A 21,711-nucleotide genomic window follows, 5' to 3' on the forward strand; every position below is an offset into this window, starting at 1 on the left:
GTGAGTGCTGAAGCTTGGTAACTCCAGTCGCCTCGGTTGGGTCCGCATCGACAACTACGGAAAGCTCACAAGTCGAGTCCGTTCCATCCCGATGACATCGGGATGGAACTCCATTGAGCGTGATCTTCTCCGAAACCGGGCTCCCCTTTTGGTACGCTGACCTTCGGTTCGGGATCATGGCTTTGAGAGACTGTGATCCAGTCCTTATTTGCCAGGGCAGCCCCTCGCGGGATGTTAGTTCCCCGCGTAGTCCTTCAGGTCACATAAAACGAGGCTGCGGTGAGCGACAGATGTGGGGAAAGGGTGGCGAACTGTGTTTGAGATGCGCCGCCGGCCCCGTCATTGTCGAAAGAGAGAGCCCCGGTTTCACTGTTGTAGATGATATGATCGGAGCTGTCATGCGCGGCTGCACCAACAAAGAAAGCTTTGAACGGAAGCCCTCCCGACTGAAGCCCGGCAAAAACGGTATCGCTGAGATGGAACGTATCCTGGGAGCGCTTGAAGTCGGTGATCTTGTCGACATTGCCGGCTCCAAGAGCCGTATTGAACGAGAAGGCATCGTGGCCCCCGTAGCCGGTCAAGACGTCGGCGCCGAGGCCGCCGTTGATGACATTGTTGCCGGCATTGCCCTGGATGGTCTGGGCGAACTCGTTGCCGGTGAGGCTCATTGCCTTCGCGTCTGACGCGGTGTTGGTGGCGAGAAGCTCGATCTCCGAGCCGGCCGAAAGCGCATAGCTCACCGAGGCGAGCACACTGTCGTTGCCGCCGCCCACCGCCTCAACCACCTTCTCGTTGGCATTATCGACATAGTAGGTATCGTTGCCGCCATAGCCGATCATGGTGTGGCCGCTGGTTCCGTGGAGTATATCGGCGCCGCTGGTGCCGTACAAGGTGCCATCGCTGGTGCTGCCGGAAGGAGCGACAGTCCCAGTCCCAGTCCCAGACCCGGTCTCGGTCGTGCTAGTGGTTGGGGGAGTGACGCTCGCGTCCGTGACAGTGTCGGTCGAGCTATCCGCTGCGTAGTCCCAGGTGAACTGGTTATCGACGTGTGCCACTGGGGTCGCCGTGGGATCCTCGTGCACGTCGGCCACGACCGCCTTTGACGCGTCCCAAATGATGTTGTTGGGATTGCCAGGGTTGGTGTAGCTCGAGTTCAGGATGCTGACCCCACCGGAGCTTACATTCCAGATCAGTCCATTCGACGAGGGAAGCCCGCGGCCTTGATCCTCATCGATACCGTCGAACGACCTCGTGTGATCGAAGGTCACATCGCTCGCGTAGGAAGAGAACGCGCCATTGCCCTGATGGACGGCGTCAACGTGATCCACCCTGCCGCCGGTCGATCCGTTCTCGAACATAACGGCCACGCCGGTCTGAGAGTTGTTACCGTCGATCACCCCATTTGAGATCGTCGTATTCGGGCTGCCATATACCGAGACGATGTCCTCCGGATGCGAACTGCCGGCGTCGTTTACGGCATAGAAGTCGGTTAGCGAACTATTGCCCGAGTTGTTGAACTGGACGAACTGACCGCGCGGCATTGGGCCATGGAAGTCGTAGCCATCGACGTGTGAAAGACTCGCGCCGGGCGAGTTCACGAGATAGATGCCAGTCGAGCCTTCCCGCACTGTGGTGTTATGAACGGTCAAGTTCGAGGCGTTTTCTGCGTTGATGTTGTTGATGTTCGGGCTCGTCTCGGGGTCGATTCCCGCCGGCGGGTCGGCGTTGATGACTTCGGTGTTCTCGATCGTGACGCCGTTTGCGCCCGATACCACCACCCCGTCACCTTCGACGTGATGAATAAGACAATTGCGCAGAATGACATTGTCGTGCGTAATCGTGACCGCGTCCCCGTTGGTGACGTAGATGTCAAGATTTTCAATCACCTGGCCATCATACTGCGATTGGATCGGTGTGGTGGTGTAGGTAAGACCCTGCGCCGGCTGCGTCGTTGCCGTCGACGCGGAAGCGGTGGAAATGGGAGCTTCGATCGTCACTCGGCTGCCTCCGTCGTCGCGCGTAAGTTGTTCAACCCTTCCGAGTGTGTCCACAGTATTTCCTTGTCGCGACTCATCGATCTCATGTGTTTCTCCAGTTAAATAGTAATCTCCATAAGTATCTCCAAAGACACTCACGGACAATAAAACGACAATCCATCGTCTTAACGAAATTCTGACAATACAACCAGAAATTTCATGTGGGGATATAATGCTAACGTTCATGACCATAATACGGCGTGGATAAGGCTATACTGAGACTCTCCCGGGCGATTGGCGTTGCGTTCAAGCTTGCGCCTACGTCGAATTGCAAACGTCGTCTAGTATCTCGGATTACGCGTGAACTTACCCCCGAGGACAGGAGACAAGGTCATGCACGCATGAGCGTTACCGAGACGGTCCGGCACAGCTCGAAACAGGTGATCTACGAGGGCTATCCTGAATCGGCTACAACTACCGACCGACCTGCACGCTGCCATCGGCGTGAGCAACTGCAACGGCTTCCCGCACTCGTCACGCGGCGGGGGCAGCTTGCGGCGCAATTCGGTGAGCGCCTTCGCGACATCGCCGAACTGGAGACACCTACCGAGCCTTGCTGGACTCGCAGCAATTGGCAAAGCTACTGTGTGAAATTCCCCCACTGGTTCGACCGGCGGCCCGTCTGCCTCCGGAAGGGCGTGCCCTATTGCGATACCGAGGCGATGCGGGAGCACCTCGCCGAGATCAGTCGGAGCGCCGACGACGGCGCGCATGCGGTGCTGATCCTGATCAGGCCGGATCGCAAGTGACGCGGCCGGACAACATCACTCTGATGTTCGTGCCGCGCGCTCACTGGAACTGAACCCAGTCGAAAACCTGCGGCAAATTCATGACAAGGGCTCTCCAACCGTATATTCAAGGACTACGACGAGATCCTCAATCATTGCTGCGCCGCGAGGAACAAGCTCCTTTTCCAACTCCGGAGGACCTGAGGGCCCGGTGAGCCGCTATCGCAATATGGTTTTTGGCGGCAGCAAAATGTGCGAGACCGTGCCGTCTGGGCGACAGTTTTGATATGCGCCCGGGCGGCGTGCTGCCGCCAATCTGACAGCAATTGGTACAGGCTCGATGATCGGAATTGAAAAGCGCGAGCGCAATGCGCCTGCCTGCACGGCAAGCGGTCGCCACCGATGACGATTGCCTCTGCCGCATCCTCCGAGATCGCAGCCTCACACGCGAACCATGCCCGCTTCAAGGCGGACGGAATCCATTAGTCCGACAACGTCGCCTTGTGTAAGTCGCTCGCCGGTAAGAGAGCCTCGTAACCATGTTTGGCCACCCGCTCCAAGACCAGCCCCGGTGTAGTCGTCACGACCGAGAATCGGAGACCGTCGCTTGCCGCTTCGATGGTTCCTGCCTCGGCGATCCCGGCAACCGGAATGCACGACTTTAGGTACAACTGGTCCATTCCAGGATCCCCGGCGCCGTTGTTCGCCGTGGTTCTGCGCCGTCATTCTGCTATCTGGACGACCTGATGCACGGCTTGACGCGTCAGATGAATTAAGACGCGAATCGACCAAGCTCTCAATCTTGGCAATCGTATCGAGGTAACCATAGCGGAACGGGCCGTCTCATGTGTTCCTTTCATCGGCCCGCGGGAAACCAAGCCCTGTAATCCTCGCGGCCGCGCAATCCTTTGCCACGATAGGCTGAGTCGATGAAACCACGAGCTCGGGTTCTTGACCAAAAGCCCCAGGTTGAAGATTCGGGATACGCCTCGATGATGCTGCCCTACGCCTAAAGAGGGTATTTTGGTGTACGGTTTTCCTGGCGTAAGGTTAAAAAAGAAAACTGTGCGGTTGGCGCGTGGAGCACCTAATCGACGCGTGTATCCCAATCGCGTCGGGTGAGAAGCGATGATGACAAGGCAATCTTTCATAACCGTGCTTGTCGGGCCAAGCGAGTTACTTCGAGAAGGTGTTAGTCGAATCCTGAATGAAGAAGATTTTCGTGTTCTTTTCTCTACGGCTTCTGTTAACGATCTTCTGCAAAAGCCGCTACCGCATCACCGGTCGATCTTGCTAATCATAGACATCGGCGGTGCTGATGCGGAAGCTGAATTCGCGCAGATTGCTGAGTTTAAGGCGATTTACCCAGCCAGCCATGTCGTTGCGCTAGCTGATCACTGTCGCACGACCGATATAGTCTCAGCCTTTCATGCGGGGGCTGACGGGTATCTGACAAAGATCGCTGCTTACGACACCTTCATCAAAGTCCTCGAATTGGTTATGCTTGGGCAAACGGTACTACCTGCGGAAGCTTCGATGGTTATTCAAGATATAAGGCAAGGTTCGAAAGATGAATCGATAGCTGATGAGTTACCAAAGGTGGAAAGTAAAGTGGAGAGTATGGATCAAGAACTCGTAATTTTGTCGAATCGCGAGAACTGTATTCTGCGCCGTTTGATCCAAGGGGAGTCAAACAAAGCCATCGCGCGCGAAATCAACATTGCCGAAGCTACGGTGAAGGTACACGTCAAAGCCATACTTAGAAAGGTTCGAGTCCGCAACCGAACACAGGCTGCAGTTTGGGCGATGAATCATGGTATGCTTACTCCACCGTCTGGCAACGGCGCGCCGGGGGACGATACGGTGGTACCTCAGGAATCTCACCATCGGCATGATCTACTGGAAGCAAAAAATGCATACCTCGTTTTCGACAGTCGTCCTCCTATGTGACCTGCGACAGATCTTCGTGAAACTGTGTGCGTAATTGACAAAAATCACAAGAATGACGGATCTTTACTGCCATTTTGAAATTCGAGGGGATTTTTCATTAAATGGGCCAAACAAAAACTGTTTTTGGTTTGTCGCTCAGCGAAACCCGGATAGGAACGGTTGAAGGCGGAGAATGCGGCCTCCTGGTTTGGAAATGCGACCAACCGGTGGCGGTCCTTACCCAGATCGACGAGGAAGCCTACTCCACCAAGGCAATGGTTCCTCGAAACGGGATTCGGGCTGCTGAGCGGCCAGCACAAGATTTTCGATACGATCGAGGTCTGGCTAGACAGCAGTTCAGCTGCCGATTCCGCCCTTCGACCTTCAGCAGTAGAATGCGGCCGCGGGACTCACGCAAGTTGGGAAGTGTTACGCTTGGGCTCACTCCTCAGCCAGAGTTTCCTTCTGCGAGAAGATCGTTGACCTTGCAGGCGACTTCCGTGCGGTTGGTCGCCTTTAGTTTCTTCATGATATTGCGGATGTGGACCTTCACCGTGCTTTCGCGTAAATTCAGTTCGTGGGCGATCATCTTGTTCGCCTTGCCGCGCCGGAGCGCTTGCGCAACCTCGGCCTGCCTAAGCGTGAACATGCCTGCCAAAGGCTGCGTGTCGCGGCCGCCCGAATCTATCAGGTGCCGCATAGCAAGGACACTGCTCGCCGGCACGAAGATGCCTCCCGCTGCCGCAAGGTTGATAGCCTCGACGCAGACATTGATTCCAACAGAGGTCGGAATGTAACCGCGTGCACCGCATTCGAGAGCGGTCAGTATCTGGGCAAGGTCTTCGGTGTCGGCCAGGACGACCACAGGGACTGATTTGAACTCGCACGAAATATGCCTGATCTCGTCAGTGATGCCACGATCGGTGACCTTCCGACTGCCAAGGTTGAAGAGTATGGCTGCAAGGGGAGGGGCCGATCTCTTTCTGACGCGCCATTCCTCGATGGACCCCAAGGCGGCGACATCCATGCCGAGTTCGTGGTCCACGAGAGCCGATGCGAGACACTCGCGGTCCAGAGCCCTTCCGTCCAAGATGAGGAGGCATTCCCTGCCTGTCTGCCCTTGGACGATTCCCGGTCCGCCGGACGGAACTTCTGACTGATTGGCCGAATCATAATTGTGCAGTCCTGCCGTGTTACCCATGTCAATACTCCCTCTTTCCCACACAAGCCGTCTTGCGCTGGCCGACATGATTTCCGCATTCTCTCGTAATGAAAGTTTGGTACTGCGCGTTTTGAAGGGTCGAGACTCGATTAGCCCATTTGCGTCGTTTTCAGTTCCCCAACCCCCAGCGATACCCAGCGTGGGTAAGTGTAGGGGTTATTTATAAGCAGTCTCTAACATAGATTGTTTTTTTGGTAATTTTCAGGGAACCGATGCCAAGCTGGACCCAAAGGGCTGGATCCTGTGCGAAGGGCGCATGCATTGGACCCAGCCATCTTCAGCCCAGCAGGCAGCCGAATGTGGATCAGCGGGTGCCTCCGACATTTCATCGGCAGACCAGAACCGCCGAAAGTGCCGTTGACATTGTGTCGGGGGACAGTGCTGGCAGCATTGGCTCCCCACTTTAATTCGAGCACGCCTTGGTAAGCGGCCCTCTGCGCATAATTCGGCAGCACGCCGCACTCGCGCGATAGGCCGAGTTGCCGCGGCCATGATGATCTCCCTTGTCACACTTGGTCAGCACGAACGGGTTGCGTTCCGCTCGGCCCAACCGTCGACCGCCTCGAGCCGGATACCGCTGTCGTCGAGACGTCAGGCGTCCCGCGCACGACCAGCTCTCCGTAAATGTCTTCTCGACGGCGACGGAACGACCGTTTTCATTTTGGCGTCCATGCGCTGGCGTTCAAAGAGAGATAGCCGCTACCTGAGATACTCGCTGTCGAATCCGGCTGTTTCGACCAGCTTCTTGCGGTTGATCACCTCTACATGGCCTGACTTGAAAGAGACGAGATCGGCCTTGCGGAGCTCCCTTAACGTTCGGTTGACGTGAACCGTGGTCATTCCGAGGATGTCGGCCAGTTCATGCTGGGCAAGAGGACACTCATATCTTCCATGGACCGACAGCTCAACCATGGAGAGCCTCTCTTCCAACTCGAGCAGGAAATGGGCGGTACGCCTTATCGCGTTCCGCCGCCCGGTATTTATCAGGTGTTCGGCAAGGATGGCGTTCAGGCGCGCCAGCGAGCAGGCGATCTTCTTCCCGATTCGGCCGTCCGACAGGATGGCCTCGACCAGTTCCTTACTGGAAATTTCATAAACAGCTACTTCGGTTATGGACGCCAGCGACGCAAGATGGGGTCCGTCCAAACCACGGAAACCGACAACGTCCCCCTTGAGGGGAGTGTCTATGATCTGCCGCTCTCCGTCTGGCAGTGCGTGATAAAGTATGGCCCAACCCGATTTTACAATGAATATCTCACCGTTGTCGTCTTCCTGGCGGCATATCACCGAATGGGGTTTATAGGTTTTTGCGGTAACACCGAGAAAATCGTTGTTCCCCCACTCGTCCTTCGACAACGTTCCCCCTATGGGATGCGAGCACATGAACTCCAATAGTGTTTGCATGAAGAATCGCGAGTTTGATTTTATTTCCACACGACTTACAATAGTTTCTCCGGATAAAGTCGACCGAACGACCTCTTACCCTAGGGGAGGGGTGGCCTAATGTCCTCGTCTGTTTGAATGAGGTAAACTGCGTTTAGATCAAGGTGTTGCAAGCATCAGGTGGTTAAGTCTCCCCGCTTGAGCGAGACGATCCACGCCAAGGCCTGCAGAAGTGTGGTATCGAGGGCCGTATGGCGGGCCTCCTCGACGCGCGTGTCGTCGTGCATAATGACGGATGTCGCGGAATCATTTTGCGCCTCGGTCGTGAGGAAATCCCGCGGACAGGCATTCGCCCGCAGGCGAGGCCGCCGAAGACTGCGCTTCCTCAGCAGACTATGCTGGCGCCGTATGTCGCAGTTAACTCAGGCCACGCTGCGGATAAGCGTGCCACCAAAAGCAAAGCCATCCCAGCGCCAACCGGAAGATTGCCTCGCGCACCGCCAAGGCAAGGATGCCGGAGTGAGCACGAATCCAAATAGCAGGCAACCGTTTGACAATCATTGCGGACAATCAGCCTCTGATCTACTTTAGCTCTTGATAAATGGGGAATATGCCCGCTGTCGCGACGGCTTTTCTCTCTTTCTGTCTCGGCAGATTGCATGCTCTCTAATGGACCTTGCTACCACATGCGGCTGCCAGGTAACAGCGGTTAGGGATTTGCCATGCTCCGACTTTGCGGATTCATCGCAGCCTTCATCCTCACGAGCTTCACGACCTTTGACGCTTGCGCCGACCGAAGGGTCGCTTTTGTCATCGGCAATCGGACTACCGACAATTCCCCGCTCTCAAGAACCCGGCCAGGGATGCCGAGGACGTATCCAAAACGTTTCGACTGGCCGGTTTTGAGGTCTTCGTCGCAAGCGATCTGACCAAGCTGCAGTTCGAGGAGCAGTTTCGCAACTATCTGGCCGCCGCTGACGGCGCCGACCTGGCGGTCGTCTACTATTCCGGTCACGGCTTTCAGATCGGCGGCGAAAACTTCCTGATCCCGGTCGATGCCTCCTTGAAGCAGGCGGCAGACATCGAAGTCCAGGCCATCAAGCTCAACGATGTGCTGGAACAGTTGCGTTCGAAATCGAAGATCATCCTCGATCGCCAACAGTGGATCGGTGGGATACGGCTGCCGGCGAGCCTCTCGACCTGCAAGGGGATCGTCCCCGGCCTGCTCACAAATGAATTGGCGGCAGCGCGGTGGAGATTTGCGAAGCCGAGGTCAAGGCTATCCGATGTCCCGCGCTTTCGCTATGAACTGGGGCGCGGGCTCCTTGCGGCAGGCAAGGTCGAGGAGGGCAGCACAGCCATCGAAGAAGCCGCCAAGACGGGACACGTCCGTGCCGTGTTCGAGCTAGGCTACATGTATGCTACCGGGAACCGGAATGGCCGTCGACCGCGCACAGGCCAACGCGCTTTAAACGGCGGCATCCGACAAGGGGGATCCCCTATGGCATGACGTCGTGGGGTCGCGCATTATTCAATGGCTACGGCGACGTGACCGCCGATCCGGCCCGCGCCGTTGCCTTCCTGGAGGCCCGGCGTCCAGCGGCGACATGTATTCGATGGACCTGCTCGGCCGCAATTACTTGTCTGGCAGGGCGTGGAGAAGGATCTATCCGAAAGAGGCGCTGGCGCCTTTTCAGAAGGCAATCGATCTTGGCCAGCCCTGCGCTCCGGGCAGCCTCGCACGCATGTATCGGGACGGTGTCGGTGTGGAACGGAACTTAGCCGAAGCGCAAAGATTGTTCGGATCGCGCGGGGCGATCAGTTCGCAGCTTACGATCGCGCGGCCCTCGAAATGCAAAGGGCGACAAGGCCGATCAGGCGATCAGGCCCTTACCGTGCGTTTGCATTTGCGGCTGCGCTCGACCTGCGCAAGGAACCGCCGGACGCGCAAAGGACGCTGGCAAAGTTCGGACCGAAGTCAAAAACAGCGGCGTTGAAGCAGCCGCGCAGGAACTGAAATCGAAGCTTCCCGGGTCCGGTTCACTCGACACGCAACTAGTAAACGCGGCCAGACGATTGTGGGAAGAAGCCAATCCGCGTCGGGACTTGTTTTGATCAATGAGGAGGCAATGGTGGAAAGGACATTGAAGCAAGCAATCATCGGAATAACCCTATCCGGCGTCCTGTTCGGAAAATCTGGGACGTGTTGTTTCTCGCATTCACCAAGGGCGAAGAAACGCGGAAGGCCGGCATCTGATCGACGGTCGGAAAGCGCGGTCGCGCCAGTTGTCGCACCTCATTAGACCGTTTCGAGCCGGCTGAACCGAACCGGGATCAGTTTCCGAGTCTTCAGTTGCCCTGCCGAATCCTTGTCGATCACCGTCAGCAACTGCACATCTTCAGGTCCCACAGGCAGAACCAGCCGTCCCCCCGGCTTGAGCTGCTCAAGCAAGGCCGGCGGCGCGCGCCCAGCTGCGACGGTGACCAGGATCTTGTCGAATGGGGCGTGCTCGGGCCAGCCGCGAGACCCGTCTCCGACACGAATGCCGACGTTGGATAAGCCGAGGCCCTGCAGCAGAGCCTCGGCATGGCTTGCGAATTCCTCGATGATTTCCACGCTCCAAACCTGCCCGGCGAGTTCCGCGAGGATTGCGGTTTGATAGCCCAGGCCAGTGCCGATCTCGAGCACCGCCTCGTGCGGTTGGGGAGCAAGGAGATCGGTCATGAGAGCGACGATGAACGGCTGCGAGACGGTTTTATCGAAGCCGATCGGCAGCGGCATGTCCTGGTAGGCATAAGGTGCAACCGAGGCTGGCACGAAGAGATGCCGCGGCACTCGCCGCATCGCTGTCATCACCCGCTCATCGAGCGCCGCCTTGCCGAGTTCTTCGCTTGCAAGGTCGGTATGGATTGCAATCATCTCGACCATGTGCCTGCGTAGGACCGCGAGGTGCTCTTCGTTCATTGGCTTCATGACGGTGGGGCTTTCCTCAACCAGCTTGCTGCCGGTGAGCATTATATACTGTTCGTCACGGTAGCGCCCGCCATCGTTTCCATTACGGGTGCCCAGGGCAAGCGTGGGTGACCGTCTTGGCAGGCTATCGCCGGCGGCGACCCTGGAGATTCTGGGCGCTATATCGCCATAGCGGTGTGTCCCACATGCGGCTATCTCGCGCATCAGCTTCGCCAGCACCGGCCGGGAGGGCGAGGCGCCGGAGCCGTGCTCCTGGTGGACGAGGCGGCAGCCAGCCGCCTTGACCTCGTCGACTTGGGCGTCGGTCGCCCGATCCTCGGTCGAGACGCGGGCATCGCCAATGGGCGGCCGATCGGGAGAACTGGACGTTGTGCGTGCATTTGGCCGGTTTCGGGGCCGTTTTTTGGGGTTTTTGTACACACAAGGAATGTGCCAGAACACGAACGTGTGAATGCGTCTGGTGAGGCCTCAACGACATCTTATCAGCCAACCGAGGCTTGTAATCCGTCGCTAATGCCATATCTTATGCACAAGAAATGTGTTTCTGGATATGGCAAGGGGGAGAGGGATGATCCAAGCGTTGAAAGTTCCAGTTCAGAATGAACCGTTGGTGTTGTCCTATATGGATCGGGCTGGGAAGATCGCTGTCGCCCAGGTTGCGGATGGATTTGGCATGTCCAAAGGTCAGCTTGCCGAAACGGCGGGTCTTGCGCGGGAAACCCTCTATAGGGCTGAGCGTAGCCGTGCTGCAAAGACGCAAGGTCGCCTTCGTGAAATGCTTGAGATCATCAGCAGGGTGATCGACTGGGCTGGAGGCAAGGAGCAGGCGATGGCCTGGTACCGGGCCCAGCCGATACCGGCATTCGGCGGGCGGACGGCGGAAGCTCTGGTTAAGGAAGGCAAGGCCAGCGCGGTTCGCGACTACCTGGATCATGTCGCCGTTGGTGGCTTTGCTTGAGGTTTGCCGGAATTTGCTACCGCGCCCATGATCCGCGGTGGTCCTTCCAGCCTATCTCAGGCGACGGAGCGGCTATTCGGGGTGCCAGGTTCAACCCGAAAGGTGTGCCTACGCTTTATCTGGCGCTCGACATCATGACGGCCGTGAAGGAGGCCAATCAGGGTTTTGCACATCGCATTGATCCCTGCGTGCTCTGCTCATACGAGATCGATTGCGATGACATTGTCGATCTGAGGACGGCGCAAGGCCAGGCCGACGCCGGGATCCGGTTCGAAGATATGGCTTGTGCCTGGATGGATTTTCTCGCCGATGGCAAACGGCCGCCCTCATGGAGCATCCATGACCGCCTCGTTGCTGAAGGCAAGTTCGGCATTCTCGTGCCCAGCTTCGCGCCAGGTGCCGACACATCCGATCAGAACCTCGTGCTATGGAGTTGGGGCGAGGTGCTCCCGTACCAGGTCAAGGTGATCGATCCGGGACGCCGGCTGCCTCGGAATCAATTGTCCTGGAGCTGACGCCGCAAGGGTCGGATCGAATTGCGACTCAGACGATTATCCGCGCCGCCCGCCCGAGCGTGCGTTCCGAGTCATTGTAGCAGTTCGAGGCCTGCTGCGGCGTGCGGTTTCGGTGAGATAGCCGGAGCGCAGGCTGTGGGCGGAGAAGGCTTGCGGATCGGGCCCGGCCTCGGTGGTGCGCCGCTTCAGGATCAGATTGACGGCCTGCGCGTCAGGACGCGCGCTTGGAGATTGCCACAGTGTCGATGCCGCCAAACACGGCGCCGTCCCTGATCCCGGCGCGCGCCAGCCAGTCCTTCAAAACCAGCACAGGCCGGCCGACGAGCAGCACGAAAGCGTCGCTGTCGGCTTGCGTCGTCTCTGTGCGGCCGAGCCGTATCGACAGGCATGGCAATTTATCGCCGTCGGGAGCGTTGGGATCGGCCGGAACCGGGTCTTCGTCGACCAGCTGTTCGACGCGAAGAGCAGAAATTCCGCTGCGACGCCGGCCGCCGGAGGCGAAGGCGGTGATGAGAATCGCGCGATCCCTGACGTCGACGAGACGGTCGCCGGCGCATGTTTTCAGGAGGGCGGCCAGAATATCGGCGGTCACAGCCTTCCTGCTCTTGCGGGCGCGCGGACGGGCGCTGGCGCGCACCGCCAGTTCAATAGCGCTGCGCAGGCCCGGAGCTGCAAAATTTCCGCGCAAACCGCGCCATTGAGTCAGCGTCGACCAGCTCGACAGCCGCCAGCGCACGGTGCACGGCGCGTGCGGACCGCTTTTACCCGCAACAGTCCCTCCGCCCTCGGCGCAGCCATGACGGCAACGGACATGCCATGCCCGGATCGGTTGAGCGCCGGGAACAGTCCCAAAGGTGGTGGGCGACCAACTTGATCAACAAGGCTTCCGGAGCCGGCCAGGGCAGCGGCTGTCCGGTCGCGGCGAGCGACCAGGCCTCGAGATAGCCGAGGTCGGAGGCCAGTGGCCGGAGAGAATTTGCGCCGATACCGTCCTTGGCCAGGTGGCGCAGGGTCTCGACATCGCCATCGGTCAGGATCTCGGCCAAAAGATCGCGGCGGTCGAAGGGCAGCACCGAATCCAATGCGTCGAGCGCCTCGGCGCGTCGAACACCATTGCCCGGTGGCCGAGCGACGCGGTCAGTTGCCATTCGCCGTCCGAGAATTCCGACTCCCTGGCCGCGCGCGGCAGCTAGGAGCTTGCGATCGAGGGTGGCCAGCGGCAACGCGGTTTCAATTGCCAGCAAGGTAGGCGGCGTCATAGGCGCTGAAACCGTGCCCGGTGGCAAGCTTGATGATGATCCCGTCACGCCCGGCGCCCGCATCCTCAAGCGACAGCCGGCGAAGTCGTGCCATGGCGGCGATCGATTCGCCGGCAACGATCCGCCCGCGCCGTTCGGCCGTCAGGACAATGCTGCGCGCCTCATGCCAGAACAGGGAAGGGACTGGAGATTGACCTCTCAGTCCCGCGACCAGTGTTCGGCCGCCTCACTGTGCTCCTCCGGCAAGAGCCAGGCCGCGGAAAAAGAGGCGTCGAGGACCAGGATCGTCAGTAGCGATGCCCTTCGTGACGCCAGGCCAGGATCTCTTCAGTGGTCACGGACTTCGCCTTGGCGCGCGCGGCGCGAACCTCGTCGATCAAGGCGTCCAGCCGGTTATCCTTGTGGATTCGGGAGAGTTTTGCGATCGGATCGTTGCCGCGCGAAATAATCACTTCCTCGCCGGCCTCGATTTTTGCCAGCAGTTCGGAGAGATGGGTCTTGGCCTCGCCGACCTTGACAGTCATTTTTCCGTCCTCGCGTGGCGTTGTACGCTGTCGCGACGGCCACTCTCGTCGCGCTGAGCGCAGCCTTGCACGACAAACGCGATTTTGCGCGACCATAGCGTCGATTCCGCCGGTTGGTCAACGCTTGGTGAAGTCACTATCGATAAGCGGTCATTGTCGATAGTGTTCTTTGGCCTCAGCGGAAAGGTGTTCACCCAGTATCGCAAATCGGGCTGATCGCGCACTGGGGTGCTGCCGGATTTCTTCATCGGCGCCCACGCGGCGGTCGGTGAGCTGCCACTGCTCACCCGCGACGTCGGCCGTTATCGCACCTATTTTCCACCGCTGATGTTGATCACGCCAGCCTCCTGAGCGCGCCTGGCGAGGCCTTGAACCGCGCCGGCAGGGGAGGGTGCTTTTTAGCCCGGACGCTTTGGCCAGGTTGACTCGGTAACGATCGCGGCGGCGTTGGTATTTGCGGGTGTCGATTTTATTTCCCGATTTCAATTGAAGTCGTAAGCTGAAATGCGGAACCGCCGTTTACACCTTACGGCGTCAAGCGCGAGGAGCGGACCGTCAGAGCCTTTGGTGAGGTCGACGCGGAACCGATCGCGCGCGGCAGCTCGTAAGGGCGGGACGTGCCGGGGTCATGCTCCGAAGTCAGTTCGCAGCCGGCCGAATGCTGCTCGATCCCGCGCGCTTCTGTAGCTCGTCCGTCTACGCCCTGACCGCTCAGGCGTCACTATGGTCGACGGAAGGACGATTGTGAGCCTCGCGAGCCAGGCCGGAACCAGCATTCGCGCGGGCTTCTCCAAGCCGCCGATCAGCGGCATGGAAGCGGCATGGCCCTAGCCTGCTTGGGCGTGGCGAACGTCCACACGGGGCGGTGCTGACGTCGCGACTTTGCGAAGCTGAAAGACTTCCGTCGCTTCGCCGCGGCCGCGCAACCTGTGCTTGCCCGCCGGGATCGTTTCGAACTTTTCGTCGAGCCGCGAAACAGTCTCGCCGGAAATCGCGATGGCGGTCGCGGCATCTGGTGCGAGCAACTTGCCGAGTTCCTGAAGCCGCTGGCTGATGTTCACGGTGTCGCCGACGATTGTGTAGTTCACGCGATCGGATGCGCCGATATTGCCGACGATGACGGAGCCCGTGTGGATGCCGATGCGGACATGAAGCGGAGGCCGGCCTTCGCCAGCCGCTTCCAGATTGTCCTTGTCCAGCTCCTCGCGGATCGCCGCGGCGGCGCGGACGGCCGCGGCGGCATGGCCCTTCAGACGATCCGGCGCGCCGAAGAACGCCAGCATGCCATCGCCCAGGAACTTGTCGACAGTACCGCCATGTGCATCGACCGCGCCGCACAGGATCGCGAAGTGGTGGTTCAGCAGCCTGGCCGCGGCTGCGGCGTCCATCTGCTCCGACAGCGTGGTGAACCCGACGATGTCGGTAAACATGACGGTGACGACCGCTTCGCGCGGTTCGGCGATGCCGATCTCTCCGGTGCGCACCAGCTTGGCCACCAGCGAGCGCGGAATATAGGTCGAGAATGCACGCAGACCGATCAGCATGGCGTTGAAGGCCGAAGCCTGGTTGTCCAACTCCCGAACCCTGCTGTGCGGCAGCGGAGTCACGCCGTCGAGATCGAAATCGGCAACGCGCATGGCCTGGCCGGCGATCGCCTGGATCGGTCGCGACAGGCGCCTCCCAAGCAGGATCGCGACGATGACCGCCACGGCCATCGCCCCAAGACCGAGCAGGGCCGATCCCATCACGCGCTCGATCTCCTTGCTGATCTGACTGGTCTCGAAATACGCGCCGAGCGTCCAGGGCTCGTCGCCATAGCCTGCGATCTTGCGGGTGATGGCGATGTAGGTGGCGTCGCCGCTCCACTCGGACGCATTGTCCACGCTGCGGTCGATCTCGGCGATTTCTATGTCGCGGGCGCGGCGCGTGTCGAAATCCCGCTCTACCTTCCGCGCGCTATAGGCGGCCAATACCGGATCGCCATACGTGGCCAGCGGCGTCAGCGGCAGAACGCCGTTCTTCAGAGCGTCGGGATCGGCCAGCCTTTGGTCGGCGAGCACGCGGTCTTCGCCATCGAGAATGAAGGCATGCGTGCCAAATCGCGATGATAGCTCCCGCGTGATATCGGACAGTTTCTGCAATTCGACCGCCGCGATCACCCAGGCCTGCGTCACGCCATCACGTGCCAGCGGCACTGAGACATGCGCGTACAGGCCGAACTCGTTGGCTACGAATGCCCCCCATTGCCTGCCGCCGATCCGTCTGCGTTGTTCGAGGGCGGCGCGGACTTGGGGCGACTTCTCGGGCTTGGCCGGAAAATGCTCGATCGCGCCCGTTGCAACGTTGTTTTCGACGGAGCGCGCGGCGCCGCGGCAGACCAGGTCGGGGGTGCAGATCAGCATCGCCTCGACCCCCGAGGCGGTAGCCAGAGCGCCGGCAACGGCTGCAGACATCGCCTCGTCGTCGATCTGGAACTCGCCCTGGGCATACAGCTGCGCGATGCCGTCGACCGCGTTCTCGGCGTCCCCCATCTCTGCGCGCAGCGAGTCCTCCATCGCATCGATCAGGAGTGTCGACTGGGCGCCGAGCAAGTCGAACGTGTTGCGAAAATTGGCGCCGACCGACAACGCGAGCACGCCCCCGACCGACAGGAATACAAGGCTGCCAAAACTCAACGCCATGATGACCGCAATAGGGATGCGACGCCGCTTCTTTTCGGGGCGGGCCAGACGCACAGGTTGTGCGGACGTGCTCATGCAGCGAGTGTCGCAATGCGCCACCGAATTGCAAGCCCCGTGACGGCTTTAAAGAGGGCGCGCGCCGAATGCACGAGCCTCCTTGCTTCCGTGCCTAGCGCATCACCCGAATGTCCACTTCGGAAGGTGTTTCTCAACTTCTGCTCATGGCGGCTCGTTCCGGTTCAAATCGATCGCAGCAATGTGAGGCTTCCACCCAACCGTTGCTCATCCATGGCAGCCGCAATGAACGGCTATTCACAAAGCGGACCTTTGGTGAGGACAGAAATTGCCGCTTGCCCCGATGCAGCCATGGAAGGAGAGTCCATGTCAGGACGCACATCAGATCAGGATGGTGCAGGGAGGCTCGGCGGACCCCGACACCTCGACTACGACTCCACGGCGGTGCAATTGCGGTGCGACTACGATCCGCGCCACGCAAGCCTCCCAAGCCGTTGGCTATTGTCATTGCATTTTGGCTGGCGGCGGATCGAGCCATAGCAAGTCCGCCTCCAGCTCGCGCCAGTCCTTGCTATGTGCGCGACTTGATAATTGATGCTAATTCCAACGGAACCATAAACTGCCCCAACATACAATTTCGCTAAAATGCCCCGGAACCTATTGCTGCTCTGCGTCTTGACTCGCCGTCGGAGGGTGCATGCGTAACGCCACAGACGGGCTTTCTTTCATTGAGTTCCAGTCGCCGACGCTGGTCGAGAATGCGCCCGAGGGCGGCGAATGGCTTCATGAGATCAAGTACGACGGCTACCGCACCGAACTGATCATTGAGGGCGGCAAAGCGAGAGCCTTCACGCGCCGTGGCTACAACTGGTCGCACCGATACCGACGAATTGTTCAAGCGGCGGCGGGCTTGCCGGTGAAGGCGGCGATCATCGACGGGGAGGCTGTCGTTCTCGGCGACACTGGCCTGCCGGACTACCAAGCGTTGGAACGGGAGTTGAGCAACCCAGACTCGCCGAGGCTCATCTTCTACGCATTCGACCTGCTGCACCTCAACGGGCGCGATCTGCGGCAGCAGCCGCTGGTAAGGCGCAAGGCAGCCCTAGAGAAGCTGCTGAAGAACTCAGCCCCGACACTGACCTACGCCGAACATCTGGAGTTGGGCGGCACGGACGTGTTTGAACATGCCTGCCGTATGGGGTTGGAGGGCATCGTCTCCAAGCGCACCGATGCCACCTACCGCTCAGGGGTCCAGACGAGTTGGCTCAAGGTGAAGTGCATCAAGAGCGACACTTTCCCCATCGTGGCATTTGTCGAGAAGCTGGGCGCTCACCCGCGCCGCATCGCATCCCTCTACATCGGTCGCCGCGAGGGCGACCGACTGCTCTATGCCGGGAAGGCCCGCAGCGGCTATACCTTGAGCGTTGCTCAATTGGTTCGAGAGCGGCTCGACCCGCTGATCATCAGCAAGTCGCCTCTGTCAGAGCCCATCGTGAAGCCGAAGGCGACGTGGGTCAGACCAGAGGTGCTGGCCGAGGTACAGTTCAGCGGCGTCACTGATCGCGGCGTGTTGCGCGAGGCAGTATTCAAGGGTCTGCGAGAAGACCTCGTGGCGATCCCGGCCAAGCCTCCGGCGCCATCAAAGCGACGTGGGCCAGCCCAGGAACATGGCATTCCCAGGGAGAACATCCTGCAATTGCTGCCCGACGCGGTCTCGCCCTCCAAGGAGGAGCTTGCGCGCTACTGGCAGAGGGTTGCCGATTACGCACTCGTCCATCTCGGCCACCGACCGCTGAAGCTGGTCCGCCATGCTCTCAGGGCAACCTTCTACCACAAGGGCGCGCTGCCGAAGATCCCCGCAGCAGTGCATCAGTTGCGCGTTCAAAAGCGCGAGGGTGGCGAAGGTGTGCGCGTGTGGGTGGACGACCTTGCCGGCTTGCTGGGGCTGGTCGAGATGGATGCGGTAGAGCTGCATCCCTGGAACGCTACTGTTGACGACATCGAACATGCCGACCGGGTTGTTCTGGACCTTGATCCGGGCGAGGGGGTCGAGTGGGACAAAGTGATCGAGACCGCGCTAACGCTCCGCGACATCATGGAAGCGGAAGGTCTGCAGAGCTGGCCGAAGGTGACGGGCGGCAAGGGAATTCACCTGATGGCCCCACTTGAGACGAAGATCACGCACGACAATGCCCGGCTCCTTGCCCGATCGTTCGCCAAGCGCCTCGCTGAAGCCCATCCTGATCGGTATCTGCTCTCCGCCGCGCCGGCAGCCCGAAAGGGCCGCATCTTCATCGACTACCTTCGCAATGGGCGCGGCAACACGGCGGTCGGCGCCTTCTCCCCACGAGCGCGCCCCGGCTTCCCAATCGCCCGTCTCGTGACCTGGAGCCAGGTCGAGGCAGCCATCCGTCCAGATGCGTTCACCATTGACCGTCCGTTTAGGGCGGCTGCCAGAAAAGCAGCGTGAGCAATCTCGCAGCGCATTCTATTAGCAGTGGGCGAAGATGCCCAGCGATTCCGCCGAACATTCGATCATGTCAACTACTAGCCCGACGGGTCGATCTCTATCCAGGCGGGCACATGATCACTCGGCTTTTCCCAGCCTCGCAGGTCCGCGTCCACGCCCGCGTCACGTAACGTGTTCGAAAGTGATGGGCTGACGAGGAGGTGGTCCATCCGGAGGCCGGAACTCCGATCATAACCGCCTCGGTAGGAGAAGTTCCAGTACGTGTAGATGCCTTTCTCCGGATGAATGCAGCGGACGGCATCCATCCAGCCATTGTCTAGCATTTCGGCGTAGGCCTGCCTGCTCTCCGGAAAGTAGACTGCATCGCCCGTCCAACGTCTCGGCACCACGGCATCGATCGGCGTTGGCACGACGTTGTAGTCGCCGCACAGAACGCTTGTGATCCCCTCCTTAAGCAGTAGCTGGCCGTAGCTGATCAGACGGTCGAACCAGTGGAGCTTATAGTCGAATTTCGGGCCGGGCGCTGGATTGCCGTTGGGCAGGTAGATGCACCCCACGACGATCCCATCCACCTCTGCCTCGATATACCGGCTGTGAGTATCGTCAGGGTCACCCGGCAGGCCGCGTCGACGCTCCAGGGGCTCCTTTCCCCGTGCGAGTATAGCTACACCGTTGTAGGACTTTTGCCCGTGCCAGATCGCGCCATAACCGGCGTTCCTGACGGCTTCCGCGGGAAATTTCTCATCCGAAGTCTTCAATTCTTGAAGGCACACGATGTCATTGTCGGTCTGACCTAGCCACTTGATGAGCAAGGGCAGGCGACCGTTCACGCCGTTGACGTTAAAGGTTGCGATACGGGTCATCCGAAGTTCTCAACAACCCTTGGCGATTTGAGCATGGAAGGCTCAGATGTTGATGCTTGCATCATGGCGGCAAAGGGAGTGTCGGCCGAATTGAGAAACTGACCCCCTGACGAAATGAAGAACTGACCTCCCTCGGTTATGAGAGGAGGCATGGATGACGATTGGGATTTCGGCGATTCCTGCATTGTCGAGAACGATGCAGGGAGAGGAGATGCTTGAGCCTGAAGAGGTGGCAGCGATGCTGCGGCTGCATGAGCTTGGCTGGGGGCGAAGCGACTGGCGAAGGAATCCGATATGGCCGAGCCACAGCTCTCAATTCGTAGCGGCAAGGCGGGCGATCTTGCGAAGGGTTGAACCGAAGCACGGCTCGATCTTGTGGACCACATCGGCCATGGGTCTTGTCCGACCGGACCCGCAGCTTGTGCTGGACGGCGTCCTTGCCCTTGCCCGGCAGGTCGGCCGACTTCGTCGCTCGTCGTGCGAAAGACGTCCGCAATCGTGCGCGGAGCGAAGAAGCCAATGTCGGAGTACTGGACCAGTGCCATTCTCACTGCCTAATCACAAAATGCCTCATAACCTGACGAGATATAGCGTCAAAATGGCATATCTTTGAGAGAAGAAGCTGATAATGGGGAATAATAAACCGTGACCATGCGGTGTTTAGCTGGTCTATTCACCGCAGAAATTGCGGCAAATGATCTTGCATATGCCGTTTGTCGCTCGGCACTGGCCAAGTCCATCGGGCTCAAGGCGACGCCGGCGCGCGCTGGTGAGCTACCGCATCAGTCCGTGACGGATTGATCAAACGCGCGAAAAGGGCGCTGGCCTTCGAGTGGTAGCGCGAAACCTGAACAGCCTCTGCGCAGACATCTCAATGAAGGCAAGCACATCAGCCAGGCTGCTGTATTGCGGCAAGCTTCCAGTCACCGCCGTTCTGCCGCGTAAAGGTCCACAGTTCGGCCGTCTCCGTCGGCTGATCGGCCTGGCCCTCAACGATCTTGCCACTGATGCGGTCGCGGGTCACGTCGCGAGACTCATAGCGCAAAGCAGCCGTCGCGTAGTCGCGATCACCCTCCCGCCAACTTTCCGCAATATCGGCCTCCAGCAGGCTGACGTCCGACACGTCGTTCCTGACGCCCTTTTTGGCATTGTCGGCAAGTTCCTCGGACAGATAGGACACCATCTCGGGTGTCACCAACCGGCGCAATGCAGCATGGTCCTCGCGCCCGAATGCTTCCTGAACTTCCGTCAGCCGGTGCTGGAACGTGTCCAGATCGGTTTGGGTGAGAGTGATCTCATCGGAAGCATTGTCTTGGTTCGTTCCGCCATATCCTGACCCAATGCCTGGAATGGGGAACGCTGTGGTGTTGCTCGGGTCAGGCCGGGCTGCAGCGCTTCGCCCAAAGGTCCCGGTGCCTCGCGAGGCACCGGCCATAGCGGGTGCCGGGTTTTGCGCCGCCTGCGAGCGGAAAAAGCGGATCGCCAGCATGATCGCGCCGCCGAACAGCAGTACTTGGAGCAAAAGACCCAACATGCCGGCCAAGCCGCCGAACCCATGGCCCAGAAGAACGCCGATCAAACCGCCGAGAAGCAGCCCACGCATCATCGATCCGCCGAGGCCGTTGAAGAAGCCCGGGCGCTGGAATGCCTGCGGCTGACGGGCCGCATTGTTCGTGGCCGCATTGGGCGTCATCGAGCGCTCGACCGGTGCGGCCGGTTGCGGCGCAACTCTGGTCGGCGGGACCGGCTGGAAAGTGCGCATGCCGCGACTGCCGAAGCTGCCGCCACGGCGCGCATCGGCGTGATCCACAGCGACCATGGAAAATGCCAGGAACAACCCCGCAAACAAAACTGCAAACCGTCCCCAACGCGAAATCAGCATAGGCAAGTCCTCAAGTAACACTCTTTCCGCTCATATGGGGTGCGTCGATCGAAATATCAGTGAACTGTCCGGCGAGATATTTTCGGGCGGCATGGTCGGCCGCCCGCCGGTTCACGACGAGAATGTCTGCCCTACCCAAGCGCGATGATCGCTGTTCGACCACGCAGGCTCCCGCACCCGGCCGACCGGAATCGGTCGCGTCAACAGCATCGGTCATGCAAGCCTCTGGTCATCGATGTCCCCGGTGATGATGCCGAGGGTCTCCCGGCGAA

At 59.6% G+C, this 21,711-nt stretch carries 17 protein-coding genes and 4 pseudogenes; 8 read left to right on the top strand and 13 right to left on the bottom strand.

Annotated features, from left to right (window positions below):
* Positions 1-254: 254 nt before the first annotated feature.
* Positions 255-1,997, bottom strand: a complete 1,743-nt coding sequence (locus NKI16_RS25445) for a right-handed parallel beta-helix repeat-containing protein (RefSeq protein ID WP_352682369.1) — start codon at positions 1,995-1,997, stop codon at positions 255-257.
* A gap of 380 nt (positions 1,998-2,377) precedes the next feature.
* Between NKI16_RS25445 and NKI16_RS25450 the strand changes: the two genes are divergently transcribed.
* Positions 2,378-2,785, top strand: coding sequence for a hypothetical protein (locus NKI16_RS25450; protein WP_352682371.1), 408 nt, complete (start codon positions 2,378-2,380; stop codon positions 2,783-2,785).
* 461 nt (positions 2,786-3,246) lie between these two features.
* Here the strand turns inward: NKI16_RS25450 and NKI16_RS25455 are convergent, their stop codons facing one another.
* Complete coding sequence (locus tag NKI16_RS25455) at positions 3,247-3,444, bottom strand: hypothetical protein (protein WP_352682373.1); 198 nt, start codon at positions 3,442-3,444, stop codon at positions 3,247-3,249.
* A 448-nt stretch (positions 3,445-3,892) separates the two neighbouring features.
* Between NKI16_RS25455 and NKI16_RS25460 the strand changes: the two genes are divergently transcribed.
* Entirely contained in the window at positions 3,893-4,714 is an 822-nt protein-coding gene (locus NKI16_RS25460) for a LuxR C-terminal-related transcriptional regulator (RefSeq protein ID WP_352682375.1), read from the top strand.
* Between the two features lie 427 nt (positions 4,715-5,141).
* Here NKI16_RS25460 and NKI16_RS25465 read toward each other — a convergent pair whose 3' ends face one another.
* Both NKI16_RS25465 and NKI16_RS25470 read right to left on the bottom strand, forming a co-directional pair.
* Positions 5,142-5,894 carry a LuxR C-terminal-related transcriptional regulator gene (locus NKI16_RS25465; RefSeq protein WP_352682377.1) on the bottom strand — a complete coding sequence of 251 codons (753 nt, stop codon included), beginning with the start codon at positions 5,892-5,894 and terminating at the stop codon, positions 5,142-5,144.
* A 720-nt stretch (positions 5,895-6,614) separates the two neighbouring features.
* Entirely contained in the window at positions 6,615-7,271 is a 657-nt protein-coding gene (locus NKI16_RS25470; RefSeq protein ID WP_352682379.1) for a Crp/Fnr family transcriptional regulator, read from the bottom strand.
* 811 nt (positions 7,272-8,082) lie between these two features.
* On the opposite strand from NKI16_RS25470, the gene NKI16_RS25475 reads away from it, so the two are divergent.
* Positions 8,083-8,808, top strand: a complete 726-nt coding sequence (locus NKI16_RS25475; protein WP_352682381.1) for a caspase family protein — start codon at positions 8,083-8,085, stop codon at positions 8,806-8,808.
* A gap of 789 nt (positions 8,809-9,597) precedes the next feature.
* On the opposite strand, the gene NKI16_RS25480 is transcribed toward NKI16_RS25475, so the two are convergent.
* Both NKI16_RS25480 and NKI16_RS25485 read right to left on the bottom strand, forming a co-directional pair.
* Positions 9,598-10,272 (bottom strand): protein-L-isoaspartate(D-aspartate) O-methyltransferase, encoded by a 675-nt coding sequence (locus tag NKI16_RS25480; protein ID WP_352682396.1) that lies wholly within the window; start codon positions 10,270-10,272, stop codon positions 9,598-9,600.
* A 198-nt stretch (positions 10,273-10,470) separates the two neighbouring features.
* A pseudogene (locus NKI16_RS25485) lies at positions 10,471-10,713 on the bottom strand (recombinase family protein); the annotation flags it as partial.
* Positions 10,714-10,840: 127 nt separating this feature from the next.
* Between NKI16_RS25485 and NKI16_RS25490 the strand changes: the two are divergent.
* Positions 10,841-11,230, top strand: coding sequence for an antitoxin Xre/MbcA/ParS toxin-binding domain-containing protein (locus tag NKI16_RS25490; RefSeq protein ID WP_352682384.1), 390 nt, complete (start codon positions 10,841-10,843; stop codon positions 11,228-11,230).
* Positions 11,227-11,745 carry an RES family NAD+ phosphorylase gene (locus NKI16_RS25495; RefSeq protein ID WP_352923831.1) on the top strand — a complete coding sequence of 173 codons (519 nt, stop codon included), beginning with the start codon at positions 11,227-11,229 and terminating at the stop codon, positions 11,743-11,745. Before NKI16_RS25490 ends, NKI16_RS25495 begins: the two co-directional genes overlap by 4 nt.
* Positions 11,746-11,773: 28 nt before the next feature.
* On the opposite strand, the pseudogene NKI16_RS25500 reads toward NKI16_RS25495, so the two are convergent.
* From NKI16_RS25500 to NKI16_RS25510, 3 genes and pseudogenes are all read right to left on the bottom strand, one after another.
* Positions 11,774-12,893, bottom strand: a pseudogene (locus tag NKI16_RS25500) (site-specific integrase).
* A gap of 82 nt (positions 12,894-12,975) precedes the next feature.
* The gene (locus NKI16_RS25505; RefSeq protein ID WP_352682387.1) at positions 12,976-13,098 is read right to left on the bottom strand and encodes a hypothetical protein; all 123 of its coding nucleotides are present in this window, start codon (positions 13,096-13,098) and stop codon (positions 12,976-12,978) included.
* 193 nt (positions 13,099-13,291) lie between these two features.
* Positions 13,292-13,528: a type II toxin-antitoxin system Phd/YefM family antitoxin gene (locus NKI16_RS25510; RefSeq protein WP_352682389.1), complete on the bottom strand. Its 237-nt coding sequence runs from the start codon at positions 13,526-13,528 to the stop codon at positions 13,292-13,294.
* A 174-nt stretch (positions 13,529-13,702) separates the two neighbouring features.
* Between NKI16_RS25510 and NKI16_RS25515 the strand changes: the two are divergent.
* Positions 13,703-13,879: pseudogene (locus tag NKI16_RS25515) on the top strand (type II toxin-antitoxin system VapC family toxin); the annotation flags it as partial.
* A 476-nt stretch (positions 13,880-14,355) separates the two neighbouring features.
* On the opposite strand, the gene NKI16_RS25520 reads toward NKI16_RS25515, so the two are convergent.
* Complete coding sequence (locus NKI16_RS25520; protein ID WP_352923834.1) at positions 14,356-16,284, bottom strand: adenylate/guanylate cyclase domain-containing protein; 1,929 nt, start codon at positions 16,282-16,284, stop codon at positions 14,356-14,358.
* Positions 16,285-16,921: 637 nt separating this feature from the next.
* Between NKI16_RS25520 and ligD the strand changes: the two genes are divergently transcribed.
* Positions 16,922-18,694, top strand: a complete 1,773-nt coding sequence (gene ligD / locus NKI16_RS25525) for a DNA ligase D (protein WP_352923836.1) — start codon at positions 16,922-16,924, stop codon at positions 18,692-18,694.
* A 77-nt stretch (positions 18,695-18,771) separates the two neighbouring features.
* Here ligD and xth read toward each other — a convergent pair whose 3' ends face one another.
* Complete coding sequence (gene xth / locus NKI16_RS25530; RefSeq protein ID WP_352923838.1) at positions 18,772-19,557, bottom strand: exodeoxyribonuclease III; 786 nt, start codon at positions 19,555-19,557, stop codon at positions 18,772-18,774.
* Positions 19,558-19,711: 154 nt separating this feature from the next.
* Here xth and NKI16_RS34110 point away from each other — a divergent pair.
* Positions 19,712-19,845 (top strand): annotated as a pseudogene (locus NKI16_RS34110) (IS21 family transposase); the annotation flags it as partial.
* Positions 19,846-20,446: 601 nt separating this feature from the next.
* Here the strand turns inward: NKI16_RS34110 and NKI16_RS25535 are convergent.
* Together NKI16_RS25535 and NKI16_RS25540 are read right to left on the bottom strand one after the other, a co-directional pair.
* Positions 20,447-21,436 carry a Tim44 domain-containing protein gene (locus NKI16_RS25535; protein ID WP_352684054.1) on the bottom strand — a complete coding sequence of 330 codons (990 nt, stop codon included), beginning with the start codon at positions 21,434-21,436 and terminating at the stop codon, positions 20,447-20,449.
* A gap of 13 nt (positions 21,437-21,449) precedes the next feature.
* On the bottom strand, positions 21,450-21,656 hold the full coding sequence (locus NKI16_RS25540) for a hypothetical protein (RefSeq protein ID WP_352744602.1): 207 nt from the start codon (positions 21,654-21,656) through the stop codon (positions 21,450-21,452).
* Between the last annotated feature and the right edge of the window lie 55 nt (positions 21,657-21,711).

It is taken from the genome of Mesorhizobium sp. M0698, from assembly GCF_040320455.1.
In the GTDB taxonomy this organism is placed as follows: domain Bacteria; phylum Pseudomonadota; class Alphaproteobacteria; order Rhizobiales; family Rhizobiaceae; genus Mesorhizobium.